Source organism: Pseudoflavonifractor sp. HNCC25GI2 (assembly GCF_058136395.1).
Map to the genome: position 1 here is coordinate 14,768 of NZ_JBYUOW010000005.1, position 22,607 is coordinate 37,374.

The following is a 22,607-nucleotide window of genomic DNA, read 5'->3' on the forward strand; positions in this document are numbered from 1 at the left end:
AACCTTGTAATCCGGTAGGTAAGGCTACCACAGGGATATGGGTCGCTGCCGCAAAGAGATGGAGACATCTCACGTTGGTTTGAACAGGTCCTGTCGAAAAACAAGGCAGAATCTAACGCGACTTCACCGCCCTGTGATGCTAAAGCTTGAACGGTGGCAGAAAAGGGCGTAACTGACACGCGTGCCGCTGTTCGGCACGCGTGTTTTTTGCTTATTGGCGTAAATCTTTGAACAAAGTGAGGTGAACATTCCATGGACAGCGGCAGTCGAGGTCCCGGTCAATCAGACTATGTCACAGGCATCGGTGTCCATGGGAATGGACGCTGAGCTCCGGCACGGTCTGCCGGACCTCCTGTCACGAAGGGCAAACCATTAACTTCGAGGACAAGGAGGAACCAACAATGATGAATAACATGACCAGCATGAACGTGAAGATGGCCGCGCCCCAGACCGTGGGGGCCATCATGTCCCAGGAGCCCCTGATGCTCGCCCCCAAGATGCGGGCCCGGGAGGCGCTGGTGCGGCTGCGCCAGGTGGGCGTACCCAAGGACTTTATGACCAACTGCTATGTGGTGGATGAGGACTACACCCTTCTGGGGATTATCACGGTGCGGGACCTCATTATGACCCAGGAGAGCACCCGGCTGGAGCAGGCGATGAGCAAGCCTGTGGGCGTGCTCTCTCCCCGTGACGACCAGGAGCAGGCGGTGGCTCTGATGGACCGGCTGGACCTGGTGGAGCTGCCGGTGGTGGACGATGACAACCACCTGGTGGGCACCCTCACCGCCGAGGACGCCATGGACGTGCTCCAGGCGGAGGCCACCGAGGATATGGAGCGCATGGCGGCTATGGCTCCCTCTGAGCGCCCCTATTTCCAGACCAAGATTTGGGACGTATACAAAAACCGAGTGGTGTGGCTGCTGCTTCTGATGGTGTCCGCCAGCGTTACCGGCGCCATTATTACCCACTATGAGTCGGCCCTGGCCGCCCAGGTGGTGCTGACTGCCTTTATTCCCATGCTCATGGATACCGGAGGAAACTGCGGCAGCCAGTCCTCTGTGACGGTGATCCGAGGCCTCTCCCTGGGGGAGATCCGGTACTGCGACTGGATGCGGGTGGCCTGGAAGGAGATCCGGGTGGGCCTGCTGTGCGGCATCACCCTGGCGGTGGTGAACCTGGCGAAGCTGATGCTGCTCAACCACCTGGCCTTTTCGGTGGCTCTGGTGGTCAGTCTGACGCTGATTGTCACTGTGATTGTGTCCAAGCTGCTGGGCTGTTTCCTGCCCATCCTGGCCAGCCGGGTCCACCTGGATCCTGCCGTCATGGCCAGCCCCCTCATCACCACCATTGCCGATGCCATCTCCCTGGTGGTCTATTTCCGCATTGCGGTGCTGCTGCTGGGGATTTAAAGAAGAGAAAAAGCGTGCGTTTTCAAAGAAACGCACGCTTTTTCTATGTTACAGATGGGCCAAAGCGCGGCTGCGGCTTAGCAGGGCGTAGACGGTGACAGCGGCTGCCAGACCAAAGACGCCCTGTACCACATTGCCCGGAATGGAAGCTGCTGCGGCCAGCCCGTTGCCCAGCAGCAATCCGGCGTATCCGAAGTAGCCGACTACCATGATGGCCTCACCTGCAGCCGCGCTGACGAGCTGAGCAGGCAGGGCAGAGCGGGTGTGCCCCTTGATTCCTTCAAACAGCAGTCCGGCCACCGCGGCCATGACCAGCTTAATGAGAAGAGTCCCGGGGGCATAATGGGCGTAGCCGGACAGGAGGTCGGCCAGCATGGAGCCAATTCCCGCGGCACCCGCTCCATAAAGCGGCCCCAGAATCCAGGCAGAGAGCAGGACGCCGCAGTCCCCCAGATTGACGTATCCCTGCATGGGGGAGGGGACTTGAATCACCAGTGTCATAATGGTACACAGTGCGGCAAACAACGCGCCCAACACCAGCTTGTGCAATTTTCGATCGGACATAGCAGGTTGCTCCTTTACACGGACCGGAATCAGCCCAAAGTTTTTCTTGCTTTTTGGTCTGTGTTGTATTTTAATCATATCTGGTATGAAAGAAAGAACCAATTTAAAACTTTTTTATAAGACCAGATGGAGGGGCACATGTTAACCTATGATATGGAGGGGCGAGGGAGCCTGGCCCGGTACGAATACCTGTACCGGTGTATCAAGAGCGATATTCTGGAGGGGCGGATCCAGGCGGGGGAGCGGCTTCCCTCCAAGCGGGCGCTGGCGGAGCACCTCCAGGTGGCGGTGGTGACGGTGGAGAACGCCTACGCCCAGCTTACGGCGGAGGGCTATCTGGATGCCCGGGAGAAGCGGGGGTACTTTGTCCGACCGGTGGAGGTGCGCCGGCCGGAGCGGCCGGAGCAACTGCAGCAGGAGAAACCGGTGCCGGAACAGCAGTGGCTGCTGGACCTAAAGCGGGGGGGCAGCGGCACGGAGGGCTTTCCTTTCTCCGTCTGGGCCCGGCTGATGCGGCAGGTGCTGACGGCGGAGGGCAAGCAGCTGCTGCAGGCCACACCTCACAGCGGTGCCCTCCGGCTGCGCCAGGCCATACAGCACCATCTGTATCAATTCCGGGGAATTTCCGTCTCTCCAGAGCAGATTGTGGTGGGGGCCGGGACGGAGTACCTCTACAATCTGCTGGTGCAGCTGCTGGGCCGGGAGCGGGTGTACGGGGTGGAGGACCCGGGCTATTCCAAGGCTGCCCGGATTTACCGCCTCAACGGGGCGGAGGTAGTACCCATCCCGGTGGATGACCAGGGGATCCCGCCCGCGCTGGTGGAGCAGTCGGCGGTGCAGGTGCTCTACAGCTCCCCCAACCATCAGTTTCCAACCGGAACCGTTATGCCCATTGCCCGGCGGCAGAGCCTGCTGCGCTGGGCGGAGGAGAAGGAGGGACGGTATATCATTGAGGATGACTATGACAGTGAATTTCGCTTTACAGGCCTCCCCATACCGGCGCTGAAGAGCATTGACCGGGCGGACCGGGTGCTCTATATGAATACCTTTTCCCGCTCGCTGGCCCCGTCGCTGCGCATCAGCTATATGGTGCTTCCACCCACCCTTCTGGAGGAGTATCGCCGGAAGCTGGGCTTTTACTCCTGCACGGTGCCGGCCATGGAGCAGTATACCCTGGCCAGATTCCTGGAGGAGGGCCACTTTGAGTCTCACGTGAACCGGATGCGGGTCTTTTACCGGGGACAGCGGGACGCGGTGCTTGCAGCGGTGGCGGACAGCCCGTTGGGAAAACGCTGCCAGGTGATGGGGGAGAATGCTGGGCTCCATTTCCTGCTTCGGCTGGATACCCACCAACCGGACAAAGAACTGGCCGAGCGGTGTGAGGCCCTGGGCATCCGCCTGTCCTTCCTCAGTGACTACCAGCTGCAGCCTGGTTCCGCCCCGCAGCATGTCCTGGTGGTCAACTACCCTGGGGTTCCCCTGGAGCATTTACCCCGGGCCCTGGAGTTGCTGGCGGGCTGCTTGTAGGGATGAAAAAGGAGGAGAAACCCATTTGGGTTTCTCCTCCTTCTGTGTTTTGGAGCTTATTTGTGGAGCTTGGCCTTGGCGGTAATTTCCTCCATCTCAATGCGCCACACGCCCGTGACGGCCAGACTACCGGATACCGCGCGTTCAAAATTGTCGCCGGACATGCCTTCGGGGGTCACTTTGGTACACAGGGCCCGCAGAGCCTCAATTTTTTCATCGTCATCCAGAACCTCGGACGCAGTCCCGGTGACCATAGCGGACTGAAAATAGTCGGTGAAGGTGTTGTTGGACTCCACATAGGCCGGTTCGCTGGTCCCTACAAAGGTAACGCACACCTTGGGGTTGCGGCGCAGCAGATCAAGCTTGCGGCCCTGCTTGGCGCAGTGGAAGTAGAGGCGGTTGTCTACCCGCACCAGGGAGAGGGGCAGGCAGTAGGGCGTGTCCTCTCCGGTGGAAATTGCGACCACTCCGTAGGTACAGCGGTCAATGAGAGCCTGGGCAAATTCCAGACTCTGAGCACGGTCGGAACGTCTCATGAATTGGCCTCCTTGCTTTGAGAAGCGTGTTTGGATTGGAGCAGAGAGATGACGCCGTGGTAGATGCTGGCCGGGTCGCTGCGGAAAGACTCCGCCATGGACAGGGCCATGGTCCGGTCCGGTACCAGCAGACTGAGATTGAGTAGAGGGCTGGTGGAGTCGCTGAAGTGCAGGGTGAGGGTGCAGGTGCCATCCTCACGGTCCTGAACAAAGGACTGGACCTGGGCCTCCCGGCGCAGGGCGTCGTTGGTCTTGACCAGATTCTCGTCACAGTGCATGCGCACGGAGTAGGGGAGGCTGCTCTGGCAGATCTCACTGTTGCGCTTGCCCTTTTCCGTGATGGAGTAGCGTTCTCCGTCCCGGGCCAGCTGGCCGGTGGCCACCATGTGCTCTACCGCCTGAGTCAGGGAAAAGTAGTCCACCCCTGCGTCACACAGGGCCAGCTCCAGCAGCTGCGGGAAGGTGACGGGTTGGGCCACCCGGGCCATAATATAGAGCACCAACAGCTTCAGATCCAGCTCGTTTTGAATAAAGCCAACGGACATAGGGGCCTCCTTTCAGATTGCGGAGAGAAATAACGTGGGTTGAGAGGGCAGAACAGCAGTCTCAACAGACCATATTATAGCCAGAATTGAGGCAAAGAGCAAGAGTGATTGTGAGAAAAGGCGCATGCACCAAAGAGACGGCCGGTCATATGATAGGGTGTAAGCAAAACCAACGGGGCGGAACATGCCGCCCAAGTCACCCAAATATTAGGAGGGAGCCATATGCCAGAAATGGTCACGCCCGGCCCCGTCAGCAACGCGGAGCGCAGCATCCGGGAGGCCGTGTGTATACACACCAGTAAAATTTTTGATTCCTGCAAAGATAAGGACTGCATTGAGGACCTGCGGATCTATCCCACCCGGGGGTCACAGGAGGCCATTGACCGGGCCACATCCGTCAAAGCGGGCTGTGCGGAGCTTCTGTACGCGTACATCGACGTGGAGCCGGTGAGCTTTAACCGGGGCTGCTACACCGTGGATGTGCGGTACTTCTACCGCATCACCGCCGACGCCTTTGTGGGCGCCGCCCGTCCGGTGGAGATCTGCGGCCTGGCAGTCTTTGACAAGCGGGTTGTTCTCTTCGGCAGCGAGGGGAGCGCCAAGGTCTTTACGTCCACCGGGACCAAGTGCGGCCCGGATCCCCAGGGCCTGCCCGGTACCACCGCGCCCACCGCGGTGGTGGAGGCGGTGGACCCCATCATCCTCAATCTGAAGCTGGTGGATGTATGCCAGTGCCGGCCCTGTGAGTGCGGCTGCTCGGAGATTCCTTCTGCCGTAGTTGCCTGCTTCCCGGAGGAGCTGATGACCAGCGGCGATGTGCACCGCCTCTACGTCACTCTGGGCCAGTTCTCCATCATCCGGCTGGAGCGGGACACCCAGCTGCTCATGCCGGTATACGACTACTGCATGCCGGAGAAGGAGTGCACCTGCGGCCATGACGACTGCCGGGAGGACCCCTGCGATCTGTTCCGCAAGGTTCAGTTCCCTGTCAACGAGTTCTTCCCACCCAACTGCATTGACCGTAAGGAGAGCTATCAGGAGGTGCGCTCGGGCTGCTGCCGCTGAAGCCATCCCATGCCAAAGGAGGCTCCCAACTTGGGAGCCTCCCGGCAAACTAAATGTTGGAGGAAATAAAATGTGGAACGCCGCCCGGAAAGGGCGGCGTTTGTTGTGTCCGATTTGGACACAGAAAGTACGGATTGGTGCATGTCCGTACTTCAGGAGAGAAGTGCGGAGGAGCCCCACGGCTCCTACGCACGGGAGAGGGATAAGTAGGGCCGGCCTTCCGGCAGGCCCCGGCGGTCTTAGCCGCACATCCGGGAAATACACAGGGCAGTGATCTGAGGCGGAAGGCTCATGGTCATCATGCCGCTGTATTCAATTCGCACCCGGTCGCCGCAGGAAAAGCAGCAGGCCTGGTCGGTGTGGACCAGTACCTTCTGCTGAGTGCTGCAGTCACAAACCAGCAGGCTGGAGTTCTGCATGCAAAGGACCACGGCGCACATGCAGGTGGTCATGTTGGTATTCTCCAAAGGAAGCCCTCCTCTCCAACTTCAGTGTATGCCGCCGGGCAGAAGAGCGTTCAGGAGAGCGGGGGGGCTCCTCAGCCTGGGCGAAACATGGTCTGCCGAAGATGAGGGCATGGGTTTAAAAGAAGCCGGAAGGAGAAAAAAGAGAAGACCGCCCTGTCAGGCGGTCTTCTCACTGAAAATGCTTACATCAGGGGAGCAAAGACGCGGAGAATACTCCGATAGAGCTGGAGGAGAATGTTGAGATGCTTGAAGCGGCGCAGAGTGATGGGTTCACACACCCGCAGGGTCTCCTCAAAGTCCCGGCGGATGTCCTGGATGCAGGGCGCCTCACACAGCCAGATACCGTTTTCGAAATGGAGGAACAGACTGCGGTAGTCCAGATTGACGGTGCCCACCGTGGCAAAGCGGTCATCCACCACAAAGTTTTTGGCGTGAATAAAGCCGGGGGTGTACTCATAAATCTGGACGCCGGCGCTTAACAGCGGTGGATAGTGGGCGCGGGTGACCTCAAACACATAGCGCTTGTCGGGAATGTGGGGGGTGATGATGCGCACGTCCACTCCCGCTTTGGCCGCGTTGCACAGCGCAGTGTTGGTGGCCACGTCAATGACCAGGTAGGGGGTGGTGATATAGATATAGTTCCGGGCCTTGGCGATCATGTTGAGGTAGACCGCCTGCCCCACCGTCTCGTAGTCCAGGGGCGTGTCGGTGTAGGGCTGGACGTAGCCGGTCCAGGGGCGCACCGGGGCGGCAGGGGGACGGAACCGGTCAAAGTCCTCATCCCAGCCGCAGCAGTGGTCCCACATGGTGAGGAACATCACCGTCATGGACCAGACGGCGTCCCCCTCTAGGAAGATGGCGCTGTCCTTCCAGTGGCCAAAGCGCTCTTTCACGTTGATATACTCGTCGGCCAGATTGATGCCCCCGGTAAAGCCCACCTTGCCGTCGATGATCATCAGCTTACGGTGGTCCCGGTTGTTGAGACGGAGGGTCATCACGGGGACGAAGCGGTTGAAGACACGGCACTGGATGCCCTTGGCGGTGAGCTGCTCGTCATAGTCCCGGGGCAGGGTGAACATGCAGCCCATGTCGTCGTAGATCACCCGGACCTCCACGCCCTGGGCGGCCTTTTCCTCCAGAATGGCCAGAATGCTGTCCCAGAAGACCCCGGGCTGGATGATAAAGTACTCCAGAAAGATATAGTGCTCCGCCTTTTTCAGCTCCTCCAGCATCCGGGGGAAGGCGGCGTCGCCCAGGGGGAAGTACTCGGTCTCGGTGTTGGTGTAGGCGGGGCAGGCAGCATACTGTTCCAGATAGTGGGCCTGGCCGGCGGCATCCCCCCCCAGGGGGAACAGGTCATCGGCCTTGAAGTCTTCCCGCAGAGTGAGGGCGGACTTATCCAGAATACCCTGCATCCGCTTGCGCAGACGTCTGGGGATATGCCCGCCGCCGATAAGCAGGTAGAAGATGCCTCCGAAGACGGGGAAGGGGAGGATCACCAGCAGCCAGGCGATTTTATACCCCGGCTCCATCCGGCTGCCCACAATGGCCAGAGCTGCGGCCACGCTGAGCAGGATGCAGCACCAGTAGAAGGTGTCCATGTGCTCGGAGAAGGTGGCCACCATAAAGAGCAGCGTGCCAATCTGAGCCAGTAGGGACAAGCCTACGAACACGGAGCGGTGGAACAGAATATAAATCAGTTTTTTCAACCGGCATCAGCTCCTTTCCGGCCGGAGGTTATTCCTGAGGGAGGACCGCGCAGCGGATCTGGCCGTTTTCCAGCTCAATGAGGCCATAGCTGGACCGGCTCATCCCCGGATTCATCACCCACAGCCCATCCTCCAGCTGCTGGCACAGGGCCTTGTGGGTGTGGCCGAAGAGGAGAATTTTGGCTCCGCAGGCCCGGGCGTCGGCGTAAGCGGCGTGGTAGCTCTGCTTGACCCCCCACAGGTGCCCGTGGGAGAGGAGAATGGGCACGCCGGCCAGGGTGATCTGCTTTTTTGCTGGCTCCATGGTCCAGCCGTCACAGTTGCCGGGCACCATGCAGAAGGGGAGCTGGGGATAAGCGTAAGCCACCTCCTGGGCGTCCTCCATCAAGTCGCCCAGATGGATGATTTGCTGGGGCTGGTGGCGCTCAATGGCGTGGTACATCCCCGAAAGGGAGCGGTGGGAGTCGGAAAAAACAAGGATTTTCAAAGGTGTCACCTAACCAATCTGTCTGCATATACTGGAGTGAAATCATGTTGGGAGTGAGTGCTGTGCAGAATAAGCGGGAACCGGAGAACCCCTTGAAGCGGGCGGCCCAGGCGATCAGCCAGAATCGGGAGGCCGTCACCAGGGTTGCTCAGTCCGGGGATGCCCGGCGGCTGATGGAACTGCTGGGGCAGGAGGGTGGCGTGCAGCAGGCCGCCCAGGCGGCCGCCGCGGGAGACCCCAGTCAGCTGATGTCCATGATGAACCAGCTGATGCGCACCCAGGAGGGGGCAGAGCTGGTGGAACGAATCGAGAACCAGGCAAAGAAGGCGGGGCTGCAGTAGGCAGGCCCCGGCCCAGGGAGACAGGGGGCGCGCATGGCGGAATTTGAGGAAAAATTAACGTCGATTCTGGGCAACCAGCAGGCCATGGACCAGATTATGGCGCTGGCGCGCTCTCTGTCCGGGGAAAAGGAAGGGGAAGGGGAGGATGCACCCCGGGAGGAACGGGAACCTGCGGAACGGGAAGCCGCCTCCAGACATGGCGAGGGCGGGGACAGCCCTGACCTCTCCCAGCTGCTGAGCGGCGTGGACCCGGGCATGCTCCAGATGGGAACGCGCCTGTTCCAGGAGTATCAGGGCACCGATGACCGAAACGCGGCCCTGCTCCAGGCCCTCCGGCCCTTCCTCCGGGAGGAGCGCCGGGCCAAGCTGGACAAAGCGGTGCGGATCGCCCGCATGACCCGGCTCATTCGGGTGGCTCTGGGGAGCATGGGGGAGAAGGAGGACGAGGAGGACGAGGAGGACGAGGAGGGTGTATAACCGCTATATTCCCAAAGATACGGCCTTTCTTCCCACAGACGGCCCGGAAGAAGGCGGGCACCTGGGGAAAGAGAACCGGGAGCACGCACCATCCAAACCCACAGGGGGACGTGGGCCATCCCAGACCCAACACACTCCCCCAAAAAGCGGAGCAGGAGGAACAGCTGGGCTGGCCTCGCTGCTTTTGGGGAAGGAGGGAGTGCTGTCCCTGCTCACCCGGCAGAGCGGGGGCAAGAGCCTGACCTCCGCCCTCAAGACCCTGAAGCTTGGCGACTGGGACAGCGGCGACCTGCTTCTTTTGCTGATTGTCCTGCTGCTGCTCACCGAAGGGGATGACCTGGAATTGGTCATTGCCCTGGGACTTGCCCTGATGATGGGGCTGGGGGAGGAGAAGGAACCTTCGTCCTCCGGTCCATAAATAAGGGCAGGGAGCGGCAGACGGCCGCTCCCTGAAAGGCAGATGGATTTACTTCGGGTCGGTTCCGTCCGGCAGAACGAAGGAGGCGTCAGAGGGACAGGGACTGGGGTTGGAGGCGGTCATCCGGTAGGTGAGCTGCCCGTCCTGCTCCTCCTCGGCGCAGACCAGCAGGCCGCTGTCCACACCCACCCAGTAACGGGCCAGATGTCCCTCCGCGTAGGTGACTTCTACATAAATGCAGGGGGTGTCTCCACGCAGGTCATAGCCTGCGGAGGTAATGTCCTCCTGGTCCAGCTCCAGGACCGTCTCATACGTGGGGATGTGCTGAGAGAGGTCGGAGGCGTAGTCATCCGCCGGAACAGAGAGCCATTGGGAGGAGCCCTCGTACCAGTAGTAGAGGGTGCCATCCCCCACCAGATTGTGGCGGATCACGCCCGAGTTGAGAACTAGCCGGGTATGGGTCCAGCCGCCGTCCACCCAAACCTGCACGGGGATGGAGGAGCTGCCCTCAGTCCAGAAGGTTTCAATGGTCAGTTCCCGGTAATAGCTGTCCGAGCGGACCAAGGTCTTTTCAATGACGTTCTGTACGGTCTCCGGCGTAATGGAGACGGTCTGATAGGGATCTGAGGCCGACTGGGAGCCCGAGGACACGTCGCTTCCCCCGCTGGAGCCGGCCCCGCTGGGCAGCTCCACGGAGGGCGTGTTGAGCACAAACAGGCTCCGGCCGAAGCTGGTGAACATGGCGCCCACAATCAGCACCGTCACCGCGATGGCGATAAAAAGCCGGTTTTTCGGGTCCATGCACACACCTCACAGTCAAACCCGGAACGAACTTATGTACCGGAGAAGGGCTCCGGAGGCTGGGACCGCAGGCCGAAGTGCCACTCAATGGCGTCGGCAATGCGGCGGCAGGCCTGGCCGTCTCCGTAGGGGTTGACGGCGTGGGCCATCTTCTCATAGGCGGCGGGGTCGCAGAGCAGCTCCTCCGCCAGCGCCACGATGTCATCGTAGGCGACGCCGGCCAGTTTGACAGTGCCCGCTGCCACAGCCTCGGGGCGTTCGGTCTCCTTCCGCAGGACAAGCACCGGCTTGCCCAAAGCGGGAGCCTCCTCCTGCAGGCCGCCGGAGTCGGTCATCACCATGTAGCACCGGGCCATCAGGTTGTGCATCTCTTCCACGTTCAGGGGCGGGATGAGGTGCACGTTTTCAATGCCGTCCAAATGCCGGTGGGCGCACTCCTGTACCACGGGGGACAGGTGGACGGGATAGACCAGCGCTGCCTCCGGGTGCGTGCGGGCGATATGGGCCAGGGCGGACATGATGTCCTCCATGGGCTGGCCGTAGTTTTCCCGGCGGTGGCAGGTGACCAGGATCACCTTTTGCTTCTCATAATCCAGTTGATTGAGCACATCTTCTGCGAAGGTGAATTCCTTTACAACAGTTGTCTGGAGCGCATCAATCACCGTGTTGCCCGTGAGGAAGACACCCTTTGTGATGTTTTCACGGGCCAGGTTATCCCGGTTGGCCGTGGTGGGGCAGAAGTGGAGGTCGGCAATGGCCCCCACCATCTTCCGGTTCATCTCCTCCGGGAAGGGGGAGTACTTGTCGTAGGTGCGCAGGCCGGCCTCCACATGGCCCACGGGGACCTGGTGGTAGAACGCGGCCAGGGCCCCGGCGAAGGTGGTGGAGGTGTCCCCGTGGACCAGAACCAGATCGGGCTTGGCCTCCTCCAGCACATCGTCCATGCCAAGGAGGCATTTGGAGGTGATGGTGGACAGGGTCTGGCGGGGCTGCATGATGTTCAGGTCGTAGTCGGGATGCAGCTGAAAAATATTCAGGACAGAGTCCAGCATTTCGCGGTGCTGGGCGGTGACGCAGCACAGAGCGTCGATCTCCGGACGCCGGGCCAGCTCCAGGGCCAGGGGGGCCATCTTAATGGCCTCGGGCCGGGTGCCGAAAATGGTCATAACCTTGATTCTGCTCATTTTTCTGACCGGTCCTCCTCACCGAAAAAGTTGTCGTTGCCCGCGATCTGGGTCTTTGTATGGTCCAGTTTGGGCTCCTCAGGCGTTTTCTCGTTATTGTTGTTATTATTATTGTGGTTGAGGAAAATCATACCCGCCATACCACCGGCCACGCACAGGGCCACCAGGAAGAGCATGGCACGGACGGTTCCGTTGGTGGTCAGCACCACAGCGGACAGGCCCAGAATGGCGCTGATGACGTACAGTACAGCCACCGCCTGCTTCTGGGAGAAGCCCATGTCGATAAGCCGATGGTGGATGTGGCCCCGGTCGGGGGCCATGGGCGACTGCCCCTTGGACACCCGGCGCAGGATGGCGAAGCAGGTGTCAAAGATGGGCAGAGCCAGCATCAGGAAGGGAACCGCGAAGGAGAAGATGGTGTAGAACTTGAACAGTCCCTGGATGGACACCGTGGCCAGCACGAAGCCCAGGAAGGTGGAGCCGGTGTCTCCCATGAAGATTTTGGCGGGGTTCAGGTTGTAGGGGAGAAAGCCGATGCAGGCGCCGGCCAGGGCAGCGGTGAGCACGGCCACGTCGGGCTCGGAGACGTTGAGGGCGATGACCAGCAGGGTCATGGAGCTGATGGTGGACACGCCGCAGGCCAGTCCGTCCAGTCCGTCAATGAGGTTGACCGCATTGGTGATGGCCACAATCCACAGTACGGAGATTGGGTAGGACAGCCAGCCCAGCTCCCAGTAGGGCTCACTGCTGAATACGTTGATGTTGGACAGCACTGTGATCTGGTTGCCGCCCAGAACGGCCATCAGCGCCGCAATGATCTGCACGACAAATTTCAGCTTGGCGGACAGGGCATAGATGTCATCAAAGATGCCCAGAATCACAATGACCACAGCGCCCAGCAGCATGGAGCGAAGCTGAAGGGACAGGGGAAGAAACACGAGCACACTGAGCAGGAAGCCAAAGAAAATTGCCAGACCTCCCATACGGGGAATGGGATGGTCGTGCATTCTACGGCCGTCCTTGGGCACGTCCACTGCGCCGATGCGGAAGGCCAGGGAGCGTACCACAGGGGTGGAAATCAAGGCGACGACAGCGGCGACGAACAGAGCCGCCGCCGCCGTGCCTACCACAGATAATTGTATCGGCATATCCAATCCTCTTTACTGTCCGGGGGCTGGGGCGTCAGCGCGCCACAAAGCCCACCTTTTTGTAAACCTTACGAAGGGTCTTGTTGGCTACATAGGAGGCCTTCTCGGCGCCCGCCTTGTATACGGACTCCAGATAGGCCTTGTCGCTGAGAATGCGGGTGGCCTCCTCACGGATGGGACGGAGGGTTTCGATGACCGCCTCGCCAACGGCGGGCTTGAATTTTCCATAGCCCTGGCCGGCAAATTCGGCCTCAATTTCCTCAAAGGTCTTGCCGGTTACCGCGGCGTAGATGTTCATCAGGTTGGCCACGCCGGGCTTGTGCTCCGGGTCGTAGCGCACACAGTTTTCCGTGTCGCTGTCGGTGATGGCCCGCTTAAACTTGCGCTGGATGTCCTCCGGCTTTTCCATGAGGAAGACACAGCCCTCAGGGATAGACTTGGACATCTTGGAGTCGGGAGTGGTGAGCCCCATCACCCGGGCGCCGGTCTTGGGAATGTAAGGCTCGGGCATTTTGAAGACCTCGCCGTAAATTCCGTTGAAGCGCTGGACGATGTTGCGGGTCAGCTCCACGTGCTGCTTCTGGTCCTCACCCACGGGGACAAAGTCAGGCTGATAGAGCAGAATGTCCGCCGCCATTAGGGCAGGGTAAGTGAAGAGACCGCCGTTGATGTTGTCCTTGTGCTTGGCGGACTTGTCCTTGAATTGGGTCATGCGGCTGAGCTCACCGAACATGGTGTAGCAGTTGAGCACCCAGCCCAGCTCCGCGTGGGCGGGGACGTGGGACTGAATGAAGAGGGTGTTCTTCTCCGGGTCCAGACCGCAGGCGACATACTGGGCCAACTGCTCCAGCGTGCGGCGGCGCAGGTCGGCGGGGTTTTGGCGCACCGTAATGGTGTGCATATCGGCCATAAAATAGTAACAGTCAAACTCCTCGGCCCGGGCAGCCCAGTTTTTGATGGCGCCCAGATAGTTGCCCAGGTGCAGATCACCGCTGGGCTGGATGCCGGAGAGCATTACTTTTTTCTCATCCATGGTAACAGCTGACTCCTTTATGCACAGACGCCGCAGCAAAGCGGCCCTGCATGATATCGCTTGATTATACCACAAGCCGGGGTTTGGATCAACAATCAGCTTCGGAAAGAGGCGATTTGCAAGGAAAAGGGGAATAGGGACTTGCGTGGACGGAATAGAGTGAGGCGGAGGTGTTGGCGTATGTTGTCCCCGGTCATTTACCTGGTGATGAACGGACTGTTCTTCACCCTCCGCCTGTCGGGGGGAGGCGGTTCATTTCCCCGGCCGCTGAAGGCGGCAGAGGAGCGGGAATATCTGCAGCGGTGCGCCCAGGGGGATTCGGAGGCGCGCAACATTCTGGTGGAGCACAACCTGCGCCTGGTGGCGCACATTGTGAAGAAGTATTATGCCCAATATGGGGAGCAGGACGATCTGATTTCCATTGGGACCATTGGCTTAATCAAGGGAATCTCGACCTTCAAGGCGGACAAAAATGTGCGCCTTGCCACTTATGCAAGCCGGTGCATTGAAAACGAGGTTCTCATGTATTTCCGGTCCCAGCGGAAGCTGCAGGGAGAAGTGTCCCTGGCGGATACGCTGGAGGCGGCAGGGGAGAGCGGGTCCCTGTCGCTGATGGACGTGATCGCGGTGGATGACAATATGCTGGAGGAGCTGGATACCCGGGATGCCTGCAAGAAGGTGCGGCAATGTGTGGCGCAGTGCCTGACCCCGCGGGAGAAAAAGATCATCATACTGCGCTACGGTCTGGGCGATCACCCGCCACTGACGCAGCGGGAGATTGCAGCCCAGTGCGGCATCAGCCGCTCCTATGTATCCCGCATTGAAAAACGGGCGCTGGAGAAGCTGGAAGAAGCCATGGGGGACTGGCGTCCCTGAATCCGGACGGCGGGCGGCACGCGGAAGGCGTGACCGCCCGCTTTTTATCGAGGGGGGACGGAGGGAGAAAGTCCGGGATTGTTTTTCCAGTATAATCTGTGTATAATAAGGACTGCTGACAAAAGTGCCGGGAGCGGAGAAAAAACGCACCCGGGACACAGAACGCAAAGAAAGCGGAATATCTTACCACCATTCCCTGCAGGTGCGGGAAATTTTACAGGAAGCGGAGGAGACCGTCCATGGAAAAGCTGTTGGAATTGTTGGAGCAGGACTGCAGCATGAGCGTAGCCCAGTTGGCAGCCGCCGCAGGCGTATCGCAGGCAGAGGCAGAGCAGGCCATCCGAGCATATGAAGAAGACCGGGTTATCCTGGGTTATAAGGCAATCATTGACTGGGACCGGGTGCGCAAAGAGACGGTAACCGCGCTGATCGAGGTAAATGTGGTGCCTCAGTCCATTGATGGGTTTGACCGGATTGCCGAGCGTATCTACCAGTACGACGAGGTAGAGAGCATGTACCTGATGAGCGGCTCCTTTGATCTGACGGTCATCATCTCCGGGCGGACACTGCGGGAGGTGGCCCAGTTTGTCAGTGAGCGGCTGGCTCCCATCCAGGGGGTCACGGGGACTGCCACCCATTTCATTTTAAAGAAATACAAAGAAAAGCACCTGGTGTTCCGTCCCCAGGATCCGGAGGAAAGGGAGTACATCTTCGTATGAATTACGACCAGATTTTAAACGATAAAATTCAAGGCATTAAGCCCTCGGGCATCCGCAAGTTTTTTGACATTCTGGAGGAGATGACGGACGCCATCTCCCTGGGCATCGGCGAGCCGGACTTTGTCACGCCCTGGCACATCCGGGACGCTGGCATCTACTCCCTGGAGCGCGGCCACACCAAGTACACCTCCAACGCCGGCATGCTCCAGCTGCGGCGGGAGATTTCCTCTTATTTGAACCGGCGTTTTGACCTGCACTACGACTATAACGGACAGATTCTGGTCACCGTGGGCGGCAGTGAGGCAATCGACCTGGCCATGCGGGTGCTCATCAATCCGGGGGACGAAGTCATTGTGCCCGTGCCCTCCTTTGTGTGCTATGGCCCCCTGGCGGAGATGGCCGGGGGCGTTCCCGTGTACGTAGAGCTGAAGGCGGAGAACGAGTTCCGGCTCACCCCGGAGCAGCTGAAGGCCGCCATTACCCCCAAGACCAAAATTGTGGTGCTGCCCTTCCCCTCCAACCCCACCGGCGGCATTATGGAGCGCCGGGATCTGGAGGCCATTGCCGATGTGCTGCGGGGCACGGACATCATGGTCATCTCCGATGAAATCTATGCCGAGCTCACCTATGGCCAGCGCCACGTGTCCATGGCCAACCTCACCGACATGTATGAGCGCACCGTGGTGGTTAACGGCTTTTCCAAGAGCCACGCCATGACCGGCTGGCGCATGGGCTATGTCTGCGCCCCCAAGCCCATCATCGCCGCCATGACCAAGCTGCACCAGTTTGGCATTATGTCCGCCCCCACCACCAGCCAGTATGCCGCGGTGGAGGCCATGCGCAACGGGGACAAGGATATCGAGCACATGCGGGAGGAGTACGACCGCCGCCGCCGCTATCTGGTGGAAAACCTCAACCGCATCGGCCTGGAGTGCTTTGAGCCCAAGGGCGCTTTCTATGTCTTCCCCTGCATCAAGTCCACCGGCCTGAGCAGCGAGGAATTTTGTGAGCGATTCCTGAAGGAGGAGAAGGTAGCCGTTATTCCCGGCAATGCCTTCGGCCCCGGCGGCGAGGGCTTTGTCCGCGCATGCTATGCCGCCTCCATGAAGGATATCGCCGAGGCGGTCAGCCGTATGGATAACTTCCTCACCAACCTGCGGCGGAAGCAGGGCCGGGAAGGCTGAGAAGTGGAAAAGGAGTATTTATGATGAATGTCGTCTGTTTGGATATGGAGGGCGTCCTGGTCCCTGAGATCTGGATTGCCTTTGCGGAGGCCAGCGGGATTCCCGAGCTCAAGCGCACCACCCGGGATGAGCCCGACTACAATAAGCTCATGACCTGGCGCTTGGGTATTTTGAAGGAACACGGGCTGGGCCTCAGGGAGATTCAGGCCACCATCGCCACCATTGACCCCCTGCCCGGTGCCAAGGAGTTTCTGGACAAACTGAGAAGTGAGACCCAGGTCATCGTCCTCAGCGATACCTTCGAGCAGTTTGCCAAGCCCCTCATGGAAAAGCTGGGCTGGCCCACGCTGTTCTGCAACACTCTGGATGTGGCCCCTGACGGAACCATCTCTGGCTTTCAGATGCGCTGCGAGAAGTCCAAGCTCACCACGGTGAGGGCTTTGCAGTCCTGCGGCTTTGACACCATTGCCGCCGGCGACAGCTTTAACGACCTGGCCATGATTCAGGCCAGCAAGGCCGGGTTCCTCTTTAAGAGCACCGAGGCCATTAAGGCTGCCCATCCGGAGCTGCCCGCCTTTGAAGAATTTGACGACCTGCTCCGCGCCATCGAAGAGGCCCTGTAAAAAAGAATCCATTTGGAGAGCGCGGTGGGGAGGAACTGATATGTTTATCACCTATTGGCTCCTGTTTGCGGCCGTTTTGGTTGTTGGCGTCTTATTTGGCAGTTGCTTTGAAGGTATGACGGCGCTCTACATCCTGGGATTTTTGGCCCTTGCCGCGGTTCTGGCCGCGTTGGCTACCACTGTGACGAAGCTTGGGGACCTGGAGAAAAAGATCGACAAGCTCCTGAATGAAAAGAAGGATGAACATGAAGAATAATTTTCCATTTCAGAGTGCCGATATTCTCCTGCCTCAGAACTGCGATCTGAGCCTTTGGAGCGTGGTAGCCTGTGACCAATATACCTCCCAGCCGGAGTACTGGCAGCGGGTGGAGGAGCGGGTGGGGCGCGCTCCGTCAGCGCTGCGGCTGATTCTGCCCGAGAGCTGTCTGGAGGGTCCGGACGTGGAGACGGACATCATGGAGATCAACAATACCATGACCCGTTATCTCCGGGAGGGCCGGTTTGCCGAGTACCCGGACAGCCTGATCTATGTGGAGCGAACCCTGGACAATGGTCGTGTCCGCCGTGGCCTGATTGGTATGGTGGACCTGGAGCAGTATGACTACGAGCCGGGAGCAGTCACGCCGGTCCGGGCCACGGAGGGGACCGTCCTCTCCCGTATTCCGCCCCGTGTGGCGGTGCGGAAAAACGCCCCTATCGAGCTTCCACACGTGATGCTGCTGGCCGACGATCCGAAAGAGACGGTCATCGAGCCTCTGGCCGCCCAGACGGGGGAGATGGAGCTGCTCTATGACTTCGAACTGATGGAGCAGGGCGGCCATGTCAAGGGTTGGCGCCTGGGGGAGAAGCAGATGGAGCAGGTCGCCCGGGCCATGGCGGCTCTGGCGGACCCGGAGGCCTTTCGCCGTCGCTATGACCTTTCCGGGGAGGAGCCGGTGCTCCTTTTTGCGGTGGGCGACGGCAACCACTCCCTGGCTATCGCCAAGGAGTGCTACGAGCGGGCCAAGAGGCTGACGCCTCCGGAGCAGTGGGACAGCCTGCCTGCCCGGTATGCCCTGTGCGAGCTGGTGAACCTCCACGACCATTCTTTGGAGTTTGAACCCATTCACCGGGTGGCCTTTGGGGTGGATCCCCGCTTCCTGGTGGACGAGTTGGTACGCTACTACCCCAATACCCTGCGGGGTGAGGGCCCGGCCACGGAGCAGCGCCGCCATGTGCTGCGCTATGTGTGGGCGGAAGAGGAGGGGGCGGTCACCGTACTTACCCCCAGGGCCCAGCTGGCAGTGGGGACGCTCCAAACATTTTTGGACGAGTTCCTGGCCGCCCATCCCCAGAGCCGGATTGATTATGTCCACGGAGCGGATGTAGCCCGTAAACTGGCCCGGGAGCGGAAAGATGCCATTGCCTTCCTGCTGCCCGCCATGGGCAAGGAGGAGCTGTTTCCCACCGTCATCCACGACGGAGTGCTGCCCCGGAAGACTTTTTCCATGGGAGAGGCCCAGGACAAGCGCTTTTATCTGGAGGCCCGGCGGATTCGCCGCTGAGGCATAGAGAAAAAGGAGGGACCGGCATGGAAGTGCAGGCGCCCGCAAAACTGAATTTGACCCTGGATGTGCTGGGCAAGCGGCCGGATGGCTACCACGACCTGCGCATGGTGATGCAGACCATCACCTTAGCAGACCGAGTGATACTGGAGCCTACCCGGAGCGGTGAGGTGCGGGTACAGTCTGACCTTACCTTTCTGCCCAGCGGGGAGAAAAACCTGGCCGGAGCTGCTGCCCTGCGGTTTTATGAGGCGTTGGGCCGGGACTGCGGAGGGCTGGACATTGCCCTTACCAAGCAGGTACCAGTTTGTGCCGGTATGGCGGGGGGGAGCAGCGATGCTGCCGCTGTTCTCCGGACGCTCAACGAGCTGGAGGGAACCCCCTTCACCCGGGAGCAGCTGTGCCGCATCGGGGAGCAGGTGGGATCCGACGTGCCCTACTGCGTGATGGGGGGCACCGCGCTGGCTGAGGGCCGGGGAGAGGTGCTCACCCCGCTGCCCGCCCTGCCCAGGTGTTGGGTAGTGGCCTGTAAGCCGGACTTCCCTATCTCCACACCGGAGCTCTTCGCCCGTATCGACAGCTGCCGGGTGCGTTGCCGTCCCGACACCGAGGGAGTGCTGGCCGCCCTGGCGGCGGGGGACCTGGGGGGCGTGGCACGTCGGATGTATAACGTCTTTGAGGACGTGCTCTCGCCCAGACAGCAGGGGCCGGTTGGAGAGATTAAGCACGTTCTCATTGAGTGCGGTGCTCTGGGTGCCAACATGAGCGGCACCGGACCCACCGCCTTCGGCCTCTTTGAGCGGGAGGCGGCGGCCCGGGAGGCCTTTGAACGCCTGCGTCTCCGCTATACGGACACCTTTTTGGCCCAAACGGTTTAAAAAAACCAAAGGCCGTCCATACTGTAAGTGCAATTTACTTAACAGTATGGACGGCCTTTTTTGGGCTTTGGAGGGAAAAACGTATGGACAGAAAACTGAAATGCTGGGAACTGGCACTGCTGCTGGGCGTGTTAGTGACCCTTTGTACGGGAGCATGGCTAAACCGGGAACAGGAGGAGCTGGCGGGGCAGGTGATTCGCCTGCATGTCATTGCCAACTCGGACAGCCAGGAGGATCAGGCGCTGAAACTGGAGGTGCGGGACCGGATTCTGGAGCGGGCTCAGGAGCTCTATCCAGAGCATGCCACCCTGGAGCAGGCACGGGCGGCGCTGGAGAAGAGTCTTCCGGAACTGTCCCAAATCGGAGAGCAGACCGTGAAGGAGGCGGGATACGACTACCCCGTCACCGCCCAGCTGACCGAGTGCTGGTTCCCCACTAAGGAATATGAGGATTTTGCCTTGCCCGCCGGGGACTACACCGCTCTGCGCATTGTCATCGGGGAAGGAGAGGGGCAGAACTGGTGGTGCGTGGCCTTCCCGCCCCTGTGCCTGGGAGCGGCCAGCCAGAGCGTGGAGGAGGCAACCCAGGCCGGATATTTTGACGCGGACCAGACCGCCCTTATGACCGGAGAATCAGAAGGCTATGTGCTGAAATTTAAGGGAATGGAGCTGCTGGGGGAACTGAAGCAGTTCTTGGCAGGCTGACTGTGGCGTGCCACATTGTCATCGTCACACATTTGTGCTATGATAAGACGGAGCGCTGAGGTGCGCTCCGTCTTCTGCTTTGTTGGACCGGAAACGAGAAAACGAAGTGGGCGAGACCTGTGGAGGGGTGTCTCCCTTCGGGTTCTGATTGCGCAGTCGGCTCTGAACGGGCCTGATTTGGAGGAGGAAATGTTGAAAACCAGCAAACTGCTTGCGGTTGCTGCCGCGTTGTTCACAGCCTTGGCAGTGCTGTCGGGGGCCATTGCGGTCCCGCTGCTGTGCCGTCCCTTTTACTACGCTCACATAGGCCCATTGGGATTGGAGGATATTACTGGCCTGACCCGGGAGGAGATCCGGCAGGCCTTTGACCAGGTGATGGACTACTGCCTTGGCCTGCGGGAGGACTTTGCCGCGGGAATTCTTCCGTTTTCTGAGTCGGGAGCCAGCCATTTTGCGGATGTACGGGCTCTGTTCCTGTTGGATTTGTGGGTGCTGGGCCTGTCGCTCCTGGGACTGATCGTGCTCTTTGTGTTGTGTTGGAAAAAACGGCTGCGCCCCAGTCTGCTGCTGGGCCACGGCTCCGGCTTCTGGGCTGCCAGCGGCCTGGGTGTGGTGTTTCTAGCGGTGGGCGCCTTCGCCGCCACCGATTTTGACCGGGCGTTTGTGGTGTTTCACCATCTGTTTTTCCCGGGAAAAGATAACTGGCTCTTCAACTGGTGGGAGGACCCAGTGATTCTCATTCTGCCGGAGACCTTTTTTCGCAACTGTGCCATCCTGATTCTGGTGATGCTGCTGCTGTGGTGTGCTATTTTGATTTTGGCGGATCTATGGGCGGGGCGGAGGAGAAAACGCGCTCAGAACTTAGGACCCTCCTGCGGCGGGAACTGTCAAGGCTGTTCCGGCTGCGGCTGAGTTGAGAGGAAAATCCGGACATAAAACAGCCCCGCTGATCCACGGATCGGCGGGGCTGTTTTTATGAAACAATTATCGTGCCTTGAACGCAAAGAAGCGCTGGCCGAAGTAGTTGAGCAGGACAAACAGACCGGAGCCGAAGAGCATGGTCAGGTTGCCCTGAAGCTGCTCGCTCAGCCCCATGCCGCCCAGAGCCCAGCTCACTGCGGGCTTTGCCAGGCCATAGGCCAGCAGGTAGCACACAGAGATATTGACCACAAAGCGGATGACCACCCCTGCGCCCTTTTCCTGGTTGCGGAAGGTGAAATGCTTGTTGAGGAAGAAACTGACGATGCTGCCCACCACGTAGTTGGCGGCGGAGGAGATCCAATAGCCGGTATCGCCCCACAGGTGCAGTCCTGCCAGGTTGTAGAGGCCAAACATGACGCCGTAGCCCACCAGGGTGTTGATGACGCCTACCACAATGAAGCGGAAGAAGGTGGGGTCAAATATCTTTTTCAGCTTGTCCATCATTCTTGGGTCCCTCGCAGCGCTCGGCCACGATGTACCGGGGCCGGTCCTTTACTTCTTCATAGATTTTGGCAATGTAGTAGCCGATAATGCCCAGACAGATCATCAGAATACTGCCGATGAGCAACTGGAGCAGAATAACAGTGGTAAAGCCCTCCAAAGCCTGACCGGAGACTTTCTGCCACAGGGACCAAATCCCCAGTACCACCGAGCAGATAAAGACCACCACGCCCAAAAGGGTGACCAGCTGCAGGGGAGCAGCGGAAAAGGCGGCAATATTGGTGAGGGCGTAACGCACCAGACTGCGGATGGACCACTTGGACTCACCCTCCAGCCGGGGCTGTACCTCGAACTCCACCTGGGTGGTGGAGAACCCAATCCAAGAGGAGAGGGCGCGGAAGAAAGCGTTTTTCTCCCGCATGGCCAGCAGCGTGTCCACCGCCCGGCGGTCCAGCAGCTTAAAGTCCGAGGCGCGGGACATGTCAATGCCGGTAGCTTTGCTGATCATAGTGTAGAAGCTTTTTGCGGCAAAGGTGTGCAAGGGATTTTCCTTGCCACGGCTGGTTTTTACGCCCTCGATGACCTGGTAGCCCTGCTGCCACAGGCGGTACATGTCAACCACCTTTTCCGGCGGGTGCTGCAGGTCGCAGTCCATGACTACCACACAGTCTCCGGCGGCCTGGGCCAGACCCGCAAAAATGGCGGCCTCCTTGCCGAAGTTCCGGGAGAAACGCACACCCCGTACCTGGGGATGACGGAGGGACTGCCCCTCCACGGCGCTCCAAGTGCCGTCCTTAGAGCCGTCATCTACAAAAATGAGCTCATGGGGAATGGATGCCTGGGTCAGAATCTCGGTGATGGTGTCCGCTGCCCGGGGAATAGAGCCCTCCTCATTAAAGGAGGGGAGTACCACGGACAGCAGACCCTGTTTTAACTCGTCTGCCAT

At 59.9% G+C, this 22,607-nt stretch carries 27 protein-coding genes and 1 riboswitch; of the genes, 15 read left to right on the forward strand and 12 right to left on the reverse strand.

Going from position 1 to position 22,607, the window contains the following annotated elements; translation table 11 throughout:
- Positions 1–3 precede the first annotated feature (3 nt).
- Positions 4–166, forward strand: a riboswitch (M-box (ykoK) riboswitch).
- 235 nt (positions 167–401) lie between these two features.
- Complete coding sequence (mgtE, locus tag AC3YUO_RS08240) at positions 402–1,409, forward strand: magnesium transporter (RefSeq protein ID WP_489962553.1); 1,008 nt, start codon at positions 402–404, stop codon at positions 1,407–1,409.
- A gap of 48 nt (positions 1,410–1,457) precedes the next feature.
- Here the strand turns inward: mgtE and AC3YUO_RS08245 are convergent, their stop codons facing one another.
- Positions 1,458–1,973 (reverse strand): ECF transporter S component, encoded by a 516-nt coding sequence (locus tag AC3YUO_RS08245; RefSeq protein WP_489962554.1) that lies wholly within the window; start codon positions 1,971–1,973, stop codon positions 1,458–1,460.
- A 138-nt stretch (positions 1,974–2,111) separates the two neighbouring features.
- Here AC3YUO_RS08245 and pdxR point away from each other — a divergent pair, with 138 nt between their 5' ends.
- Positions 2,112–3,500, forward strand: coding sequence for a MocR-like pyridoxine biosynthesis transcription factor PdxR (gene pdxR / locus AC3YUO_RS08250; RefSeq protein WP_489962555.1), 1,389 nt, complete (start codon positions 2,112–2,114; stop codon positions 3,498–3,500).
- A 56-nt stretch (positions 3,501–3,556) separates the two neighbouring features.
- On the opposite strand, the gene AC3YUO_RS08255 is transcribed toward pdxR, so the two are convergent.
- Positions 3,557–4,036, reverse strand: a complete 480-nt coding sequence (locus AC3YUO_RS08255; protein ID WP_489962556.1) for a pyridoxamine 5'-phosphate oxidase family protein — start codon at positions 4,034–4,036, stop codon at positions 3,557–3,559.
- Positions 4,033–4,581 carry a DUF4364 family protein gene (locus tag AC3YUO_RS08260; protein ID WP_489962557.1) on the reverse strand — a complete coding sequence of 183 codons (549 nt, stop codon included), beginning with the start codon at positions 4,579–4,581 and terminating at the stop codon, positions 4,033–4,035. The genes AC3YUO_RS08255 and AC3YUO_RS08260 overlap by 4 nt, the downstream gene beginning before the upstream one ends.
- A 222-nt stretch (positions 4,582–4,803) precedes the next feature.
- Here AC3YUO_RS08260 and AC3YUO_RS08265 point away from each other — a divergent pair, with 222 nt between their 5' ends.
- On the forward strand, positions 4,804–5,646 hold the full coding sequence (locus AC3YUO_RS08265) for a hypothetical protein (RefSeq protein ID WP_489962558.1): 843 nt from the start codon (positions 4,804–4,806) through the stop codon (positions 5,644–5,646).
- Between the two features lie 239 nt (positions 5,647–5,885).
- Here the strand turns inward: AC3YUO_RS08265 and AC3YUO_RS08270 are convergent, their stop codons facing one another.
- The 3 genes from AC3YUO_RS08270 to AC3YUO_RS08280 all read right to left on the reverse strand — a co-directional run bounded on the left by AC3YUO_RS08270 (position 5,886) and on the right by AC3YUO_RS08280 (position 8,309).
- On the reverse strand, positions 5,886–6,113 hold the full coding sequence (locus AC3YUO_RS08270) for a hypothetical protein (RefSeq protein WP_489962559.1): 228 nt from the start codon (positions 6,111–6,113) through the stop codon (positions 5,886–5,888).
- Between the two features lie 182 nt (positions 6,114–6,295).
- Positions 6,296–7,822, reverse strand: a complete 1,527-nt coding sequence (cls, locus tag AC3YUO_RS08275) for a cardiolipin synthase (RefSeq protein ID WP_489962560.1) — start codon at positions 7,820–7,822, stop codon at positions 6,296–6,298.
- Between the two features lie 28 nt (positions 7,823–7,850).
- Positions 7,851–8,309, reverse strand: coding sequence for a metallophosphoesterase family protein (locus AC3YUO_RS08280; RefSeq protein WP_489962561.1), 459 nt, complete (start codon positions 8,307–8,309; stop codon positions 7,851–7,853).
- 44 nt (positions 8,310–8,353) lie between these two features.
- On the opposite strand from AC3YUO_RS08280, the gene AC3YUO_RS08285 reads away from it, so the two are divergent.
- The 3 genes from AC3YUO_RS08285 to AC3YUO_RS08295 all read left to right on the forward strand — a co-directional run bounded on the left by AC3YUO_RS08285 (position 8,354) and on the right by AC3YUO_RS08295 (position 9,545).
- A complete protein-coding gene (locus tag AC3YUO_RS08285; protein WP_489962562.1) occupies positions 8,354–8,650 on the forward strand; it encodes a hypothetical protein in 297 nt (98 codons plus the stop codon).
- A 33-nt stretch (positions 8,651–8,683) separates the two neighbouring features.
- Complete coding sequence (locus AC3YUO_RS08290) at positions 8,684–9,127, forward strand: hypothetical protein (protein ID WP_489962563.1); 444 nt, start codon at positions 8,684–8,686, stop codon at positions 9,125–9,127.
- Between the two features lie 184 nt (positions 9,128–9,311).
- Positions 9,312–9,545, forward strand: a complete 234-nt coding sequence (locus tag AC3YUO_RS08295; RefSeq protein WP_489962564.1) for a hypothetical protein — start codon at positions 9,312–9,314, stop codon at positions 9,543–9,545.
- 48 nt (positions 9,546–9,593) lie between these two features.
- On the opposite strand, the gene AC3YUO_RS08300 is transcribed toward AC3YUO_RS08295, so the two are convergent.
- Genes AC3YUO_RS08300 through trpS form a run of 4 tightly spaced genes read right to left on the reverse strand, consistent with a single transcriptional unit; the run spans position 9,594 to position 13,711 of the window.
- Positions 9,594–10,346: a hypothetical protein gene (locus AC3YUO_RS08300; RefSeq protein ID WP_489962565.1), complete on the reverse strand. Its 753-nt coding sequence runs from the start codon at positions 10,344–10,346 to the stop codon at positions 9,594–9,596.
- A gap of 32 nt (positions 10,347–10,378) precedes the next feature.
- On the reverse strand, positions 10,379–11,530 hold the full coding sequence (gene wecB / locus AC3YUO_RS08305) for a non-hydrolyzing UDP-N-acetylglucosamine 2-epimerase (protein WP_489962566.1): 1,152 nt from the start codon (positions 11,528–11,530) through the stop codon (positions 10,379–10,381).
- A complete protein-coding gene (locus AC3YUO_RS08310) occupies positions 11,527–12,678 on the reverse strand; it encodes an MraY family glycosyltransferase (protein WP_489962567.1) in 1,152 nt (383 codons plus the stop codon). Before AC3YUO_RS08310 ends, wecB begins: the two co-directional genes overlap by 4 nt.
- Before the next feature lie 34 nt (positions 12,679–12,712).
- The gene (trpS, locus tag AC3YUO_RS08315) at positions 12,713–13,711 is read right to left on the reverse strand and encodes a tryptophan--tRNA ligase (RefSeq protein WP_489962568.1); all 999 of its coding nucleotides are present in this window, start codon (positions 13,709–13,711) and stop codon (positions 12,713–12,715) included.
- Positions 13,712–13,891: 180 nt separating this feature from the next.
- Here trpS and sigK point away from each other — a divergent pair, with 180 nt between their 5' ends.
- From sigK to AC3YUO_RS08360, 9 genes are all read left to right on the forward strand, one after another.
- On the forward strand, positions 13,892–14,587 hold the full coding sequence (gene sigK / locus AC3YUO_RS08320) for an RNA polymerase sporulation sigma factor SigK (RefSeq protein WP_489962569.1): 696 nt from the start codon (positions 13,892–13,894) through the stop codon (positions 14,585–14,587).
- Between the two features lie 239 nt (positions 14,588–14,826).
- Positions 14,827–15,306 carry an Lrp/AsnC family transcriptional regulator gene (locus tag AC3YUO_RS08325; protein ID WP_489962570.1) on the forward strand — a complete coding sequence of 160 codons (480 nt, stop codon included), beginning with the start codon at positions 14,827–14,829 and terminating at the stop codon, positions 15,304–15,306.
- Positions 15,303–16,490: an aminotransferase class I/II-fold pyridoxal phosphate-dependent enzyme gene (locus tag AC3YUO_RS08330; RefSeq protein WP_489962571.1), complete on the forward strand. Its 1,188-nt coding sequence runs from the start codon at positions 15,303–15,305 to the stop codon at positions 16,488–16,490. The genes AC3YUO_RS08325 and AC3YUO_RS08330 overlap by 4 nt, the downstream gene beginning before the upstream one ends.
- A gap of 23 nt (positions 16,491–16,513) precedes the next feature.
- Positions 16,514–17,113, forward strand: a complete 600-nt coding sequence (thrH, locus tag AC3YUO_RS08335; protein WP_489962717.1) for a bifunctional phosphoserine phosphatase/homoserine phosphotransferase ThrH — start codon at positions 16,514–16,516, stop codon at positions 17,111–17,113.
- Positions 17,114–17,153: 40 nt separating this feature from the next.
- Entirely contained in the window at positions 17,154–17,369 is a 216-nt protein-coding gene (locus tag AC3YUO_RS08340; protein ID WP_489962572.1) for a hypothetical protein, read from the forward strand.
- Positions 17,353–18,657, forward strand: a complete 1,305-nt coding sequence (locus tag AC3YUO_RS08345; protein ID WP_489962573.1) for a DUF1015 domain-containing protein — start codon at positions 17,353–17,355, stop codon at positions 18,655–18,657. The genes AC3YUO_RS08340 and AC3YUO_RS08345 overlap by 17 nt, the downstream gene beginning before the upstream one ends.
- Before the next feature lie 26 nt (positions 18,658–18,683).
- Positions 18,684–19,535, forward strand: coding sequence for a 4-(cytidine 5'-diphospho)-2-C-methyl-D-erythritol kinase (ispE, locus tag AC3YUO_RS08350; protein ID WP_489962574.1), 852 nt, complete (start codon positions 18,684–18,686; stop codon positions 19,533–19,535).
- An 83-nt stretch (positions 19,536–19,618) separates the two neighbouring features.
- Positions 19,619–20,239 carry a stage II sporulation protein R gene (gene spoIIR / locus AC3YUO_RS08355; RefSeq protein ID WP_489962575.1) on the forward strand — a complete coding sequence of 207 codons (621 nt, stop codon included), beginning with the start codon at positions 19,619–19,621 and terminating at the stop codon, positions 20,237–20,239.
- 189 nt (positions 20,240–20,428) lie between these two features.
- Positions 20,429–21,151: a TIGR01906 family membrane protein gene (locus AC3YUO_RS08360; protein ID WP_489962576.1), complete on the forward strand. Its 723-nt coding sequence runs from the start codon at positions 20,429–20,431 to the stop codon at positions 21,149–21,151.
- 72 nt (positions 21,152–21,223) lie between these two features.
- On the opposite strand, the gene AC3YUO_RS08365 is transcribed toward AC3YUO_RS08360, so the two are convergent.
- Entirely contained in the window at positions 21,224–21,664 is a 441-nt protein-coding gene (locus AC3YUO_RS08365) for a GtrA family protein (RefSeq protein ID WP_489962577.1), read from the reverse strand.
- Positions 21,636–22,607, reverse strand: a complete 972-nt coding sequence (locus tag AC3YUO_RS08370) for a glycosyltransferase family 2 protein (RefSeq protein ID WP_489962578.1) — start codon at positions 22,605–22,607, stop codon at positions 21,636–21,638. Before AC3YUO_RS08370 ends, AC3YUO_RS08365 begins: the two co-directional genes overlap by 29 nt.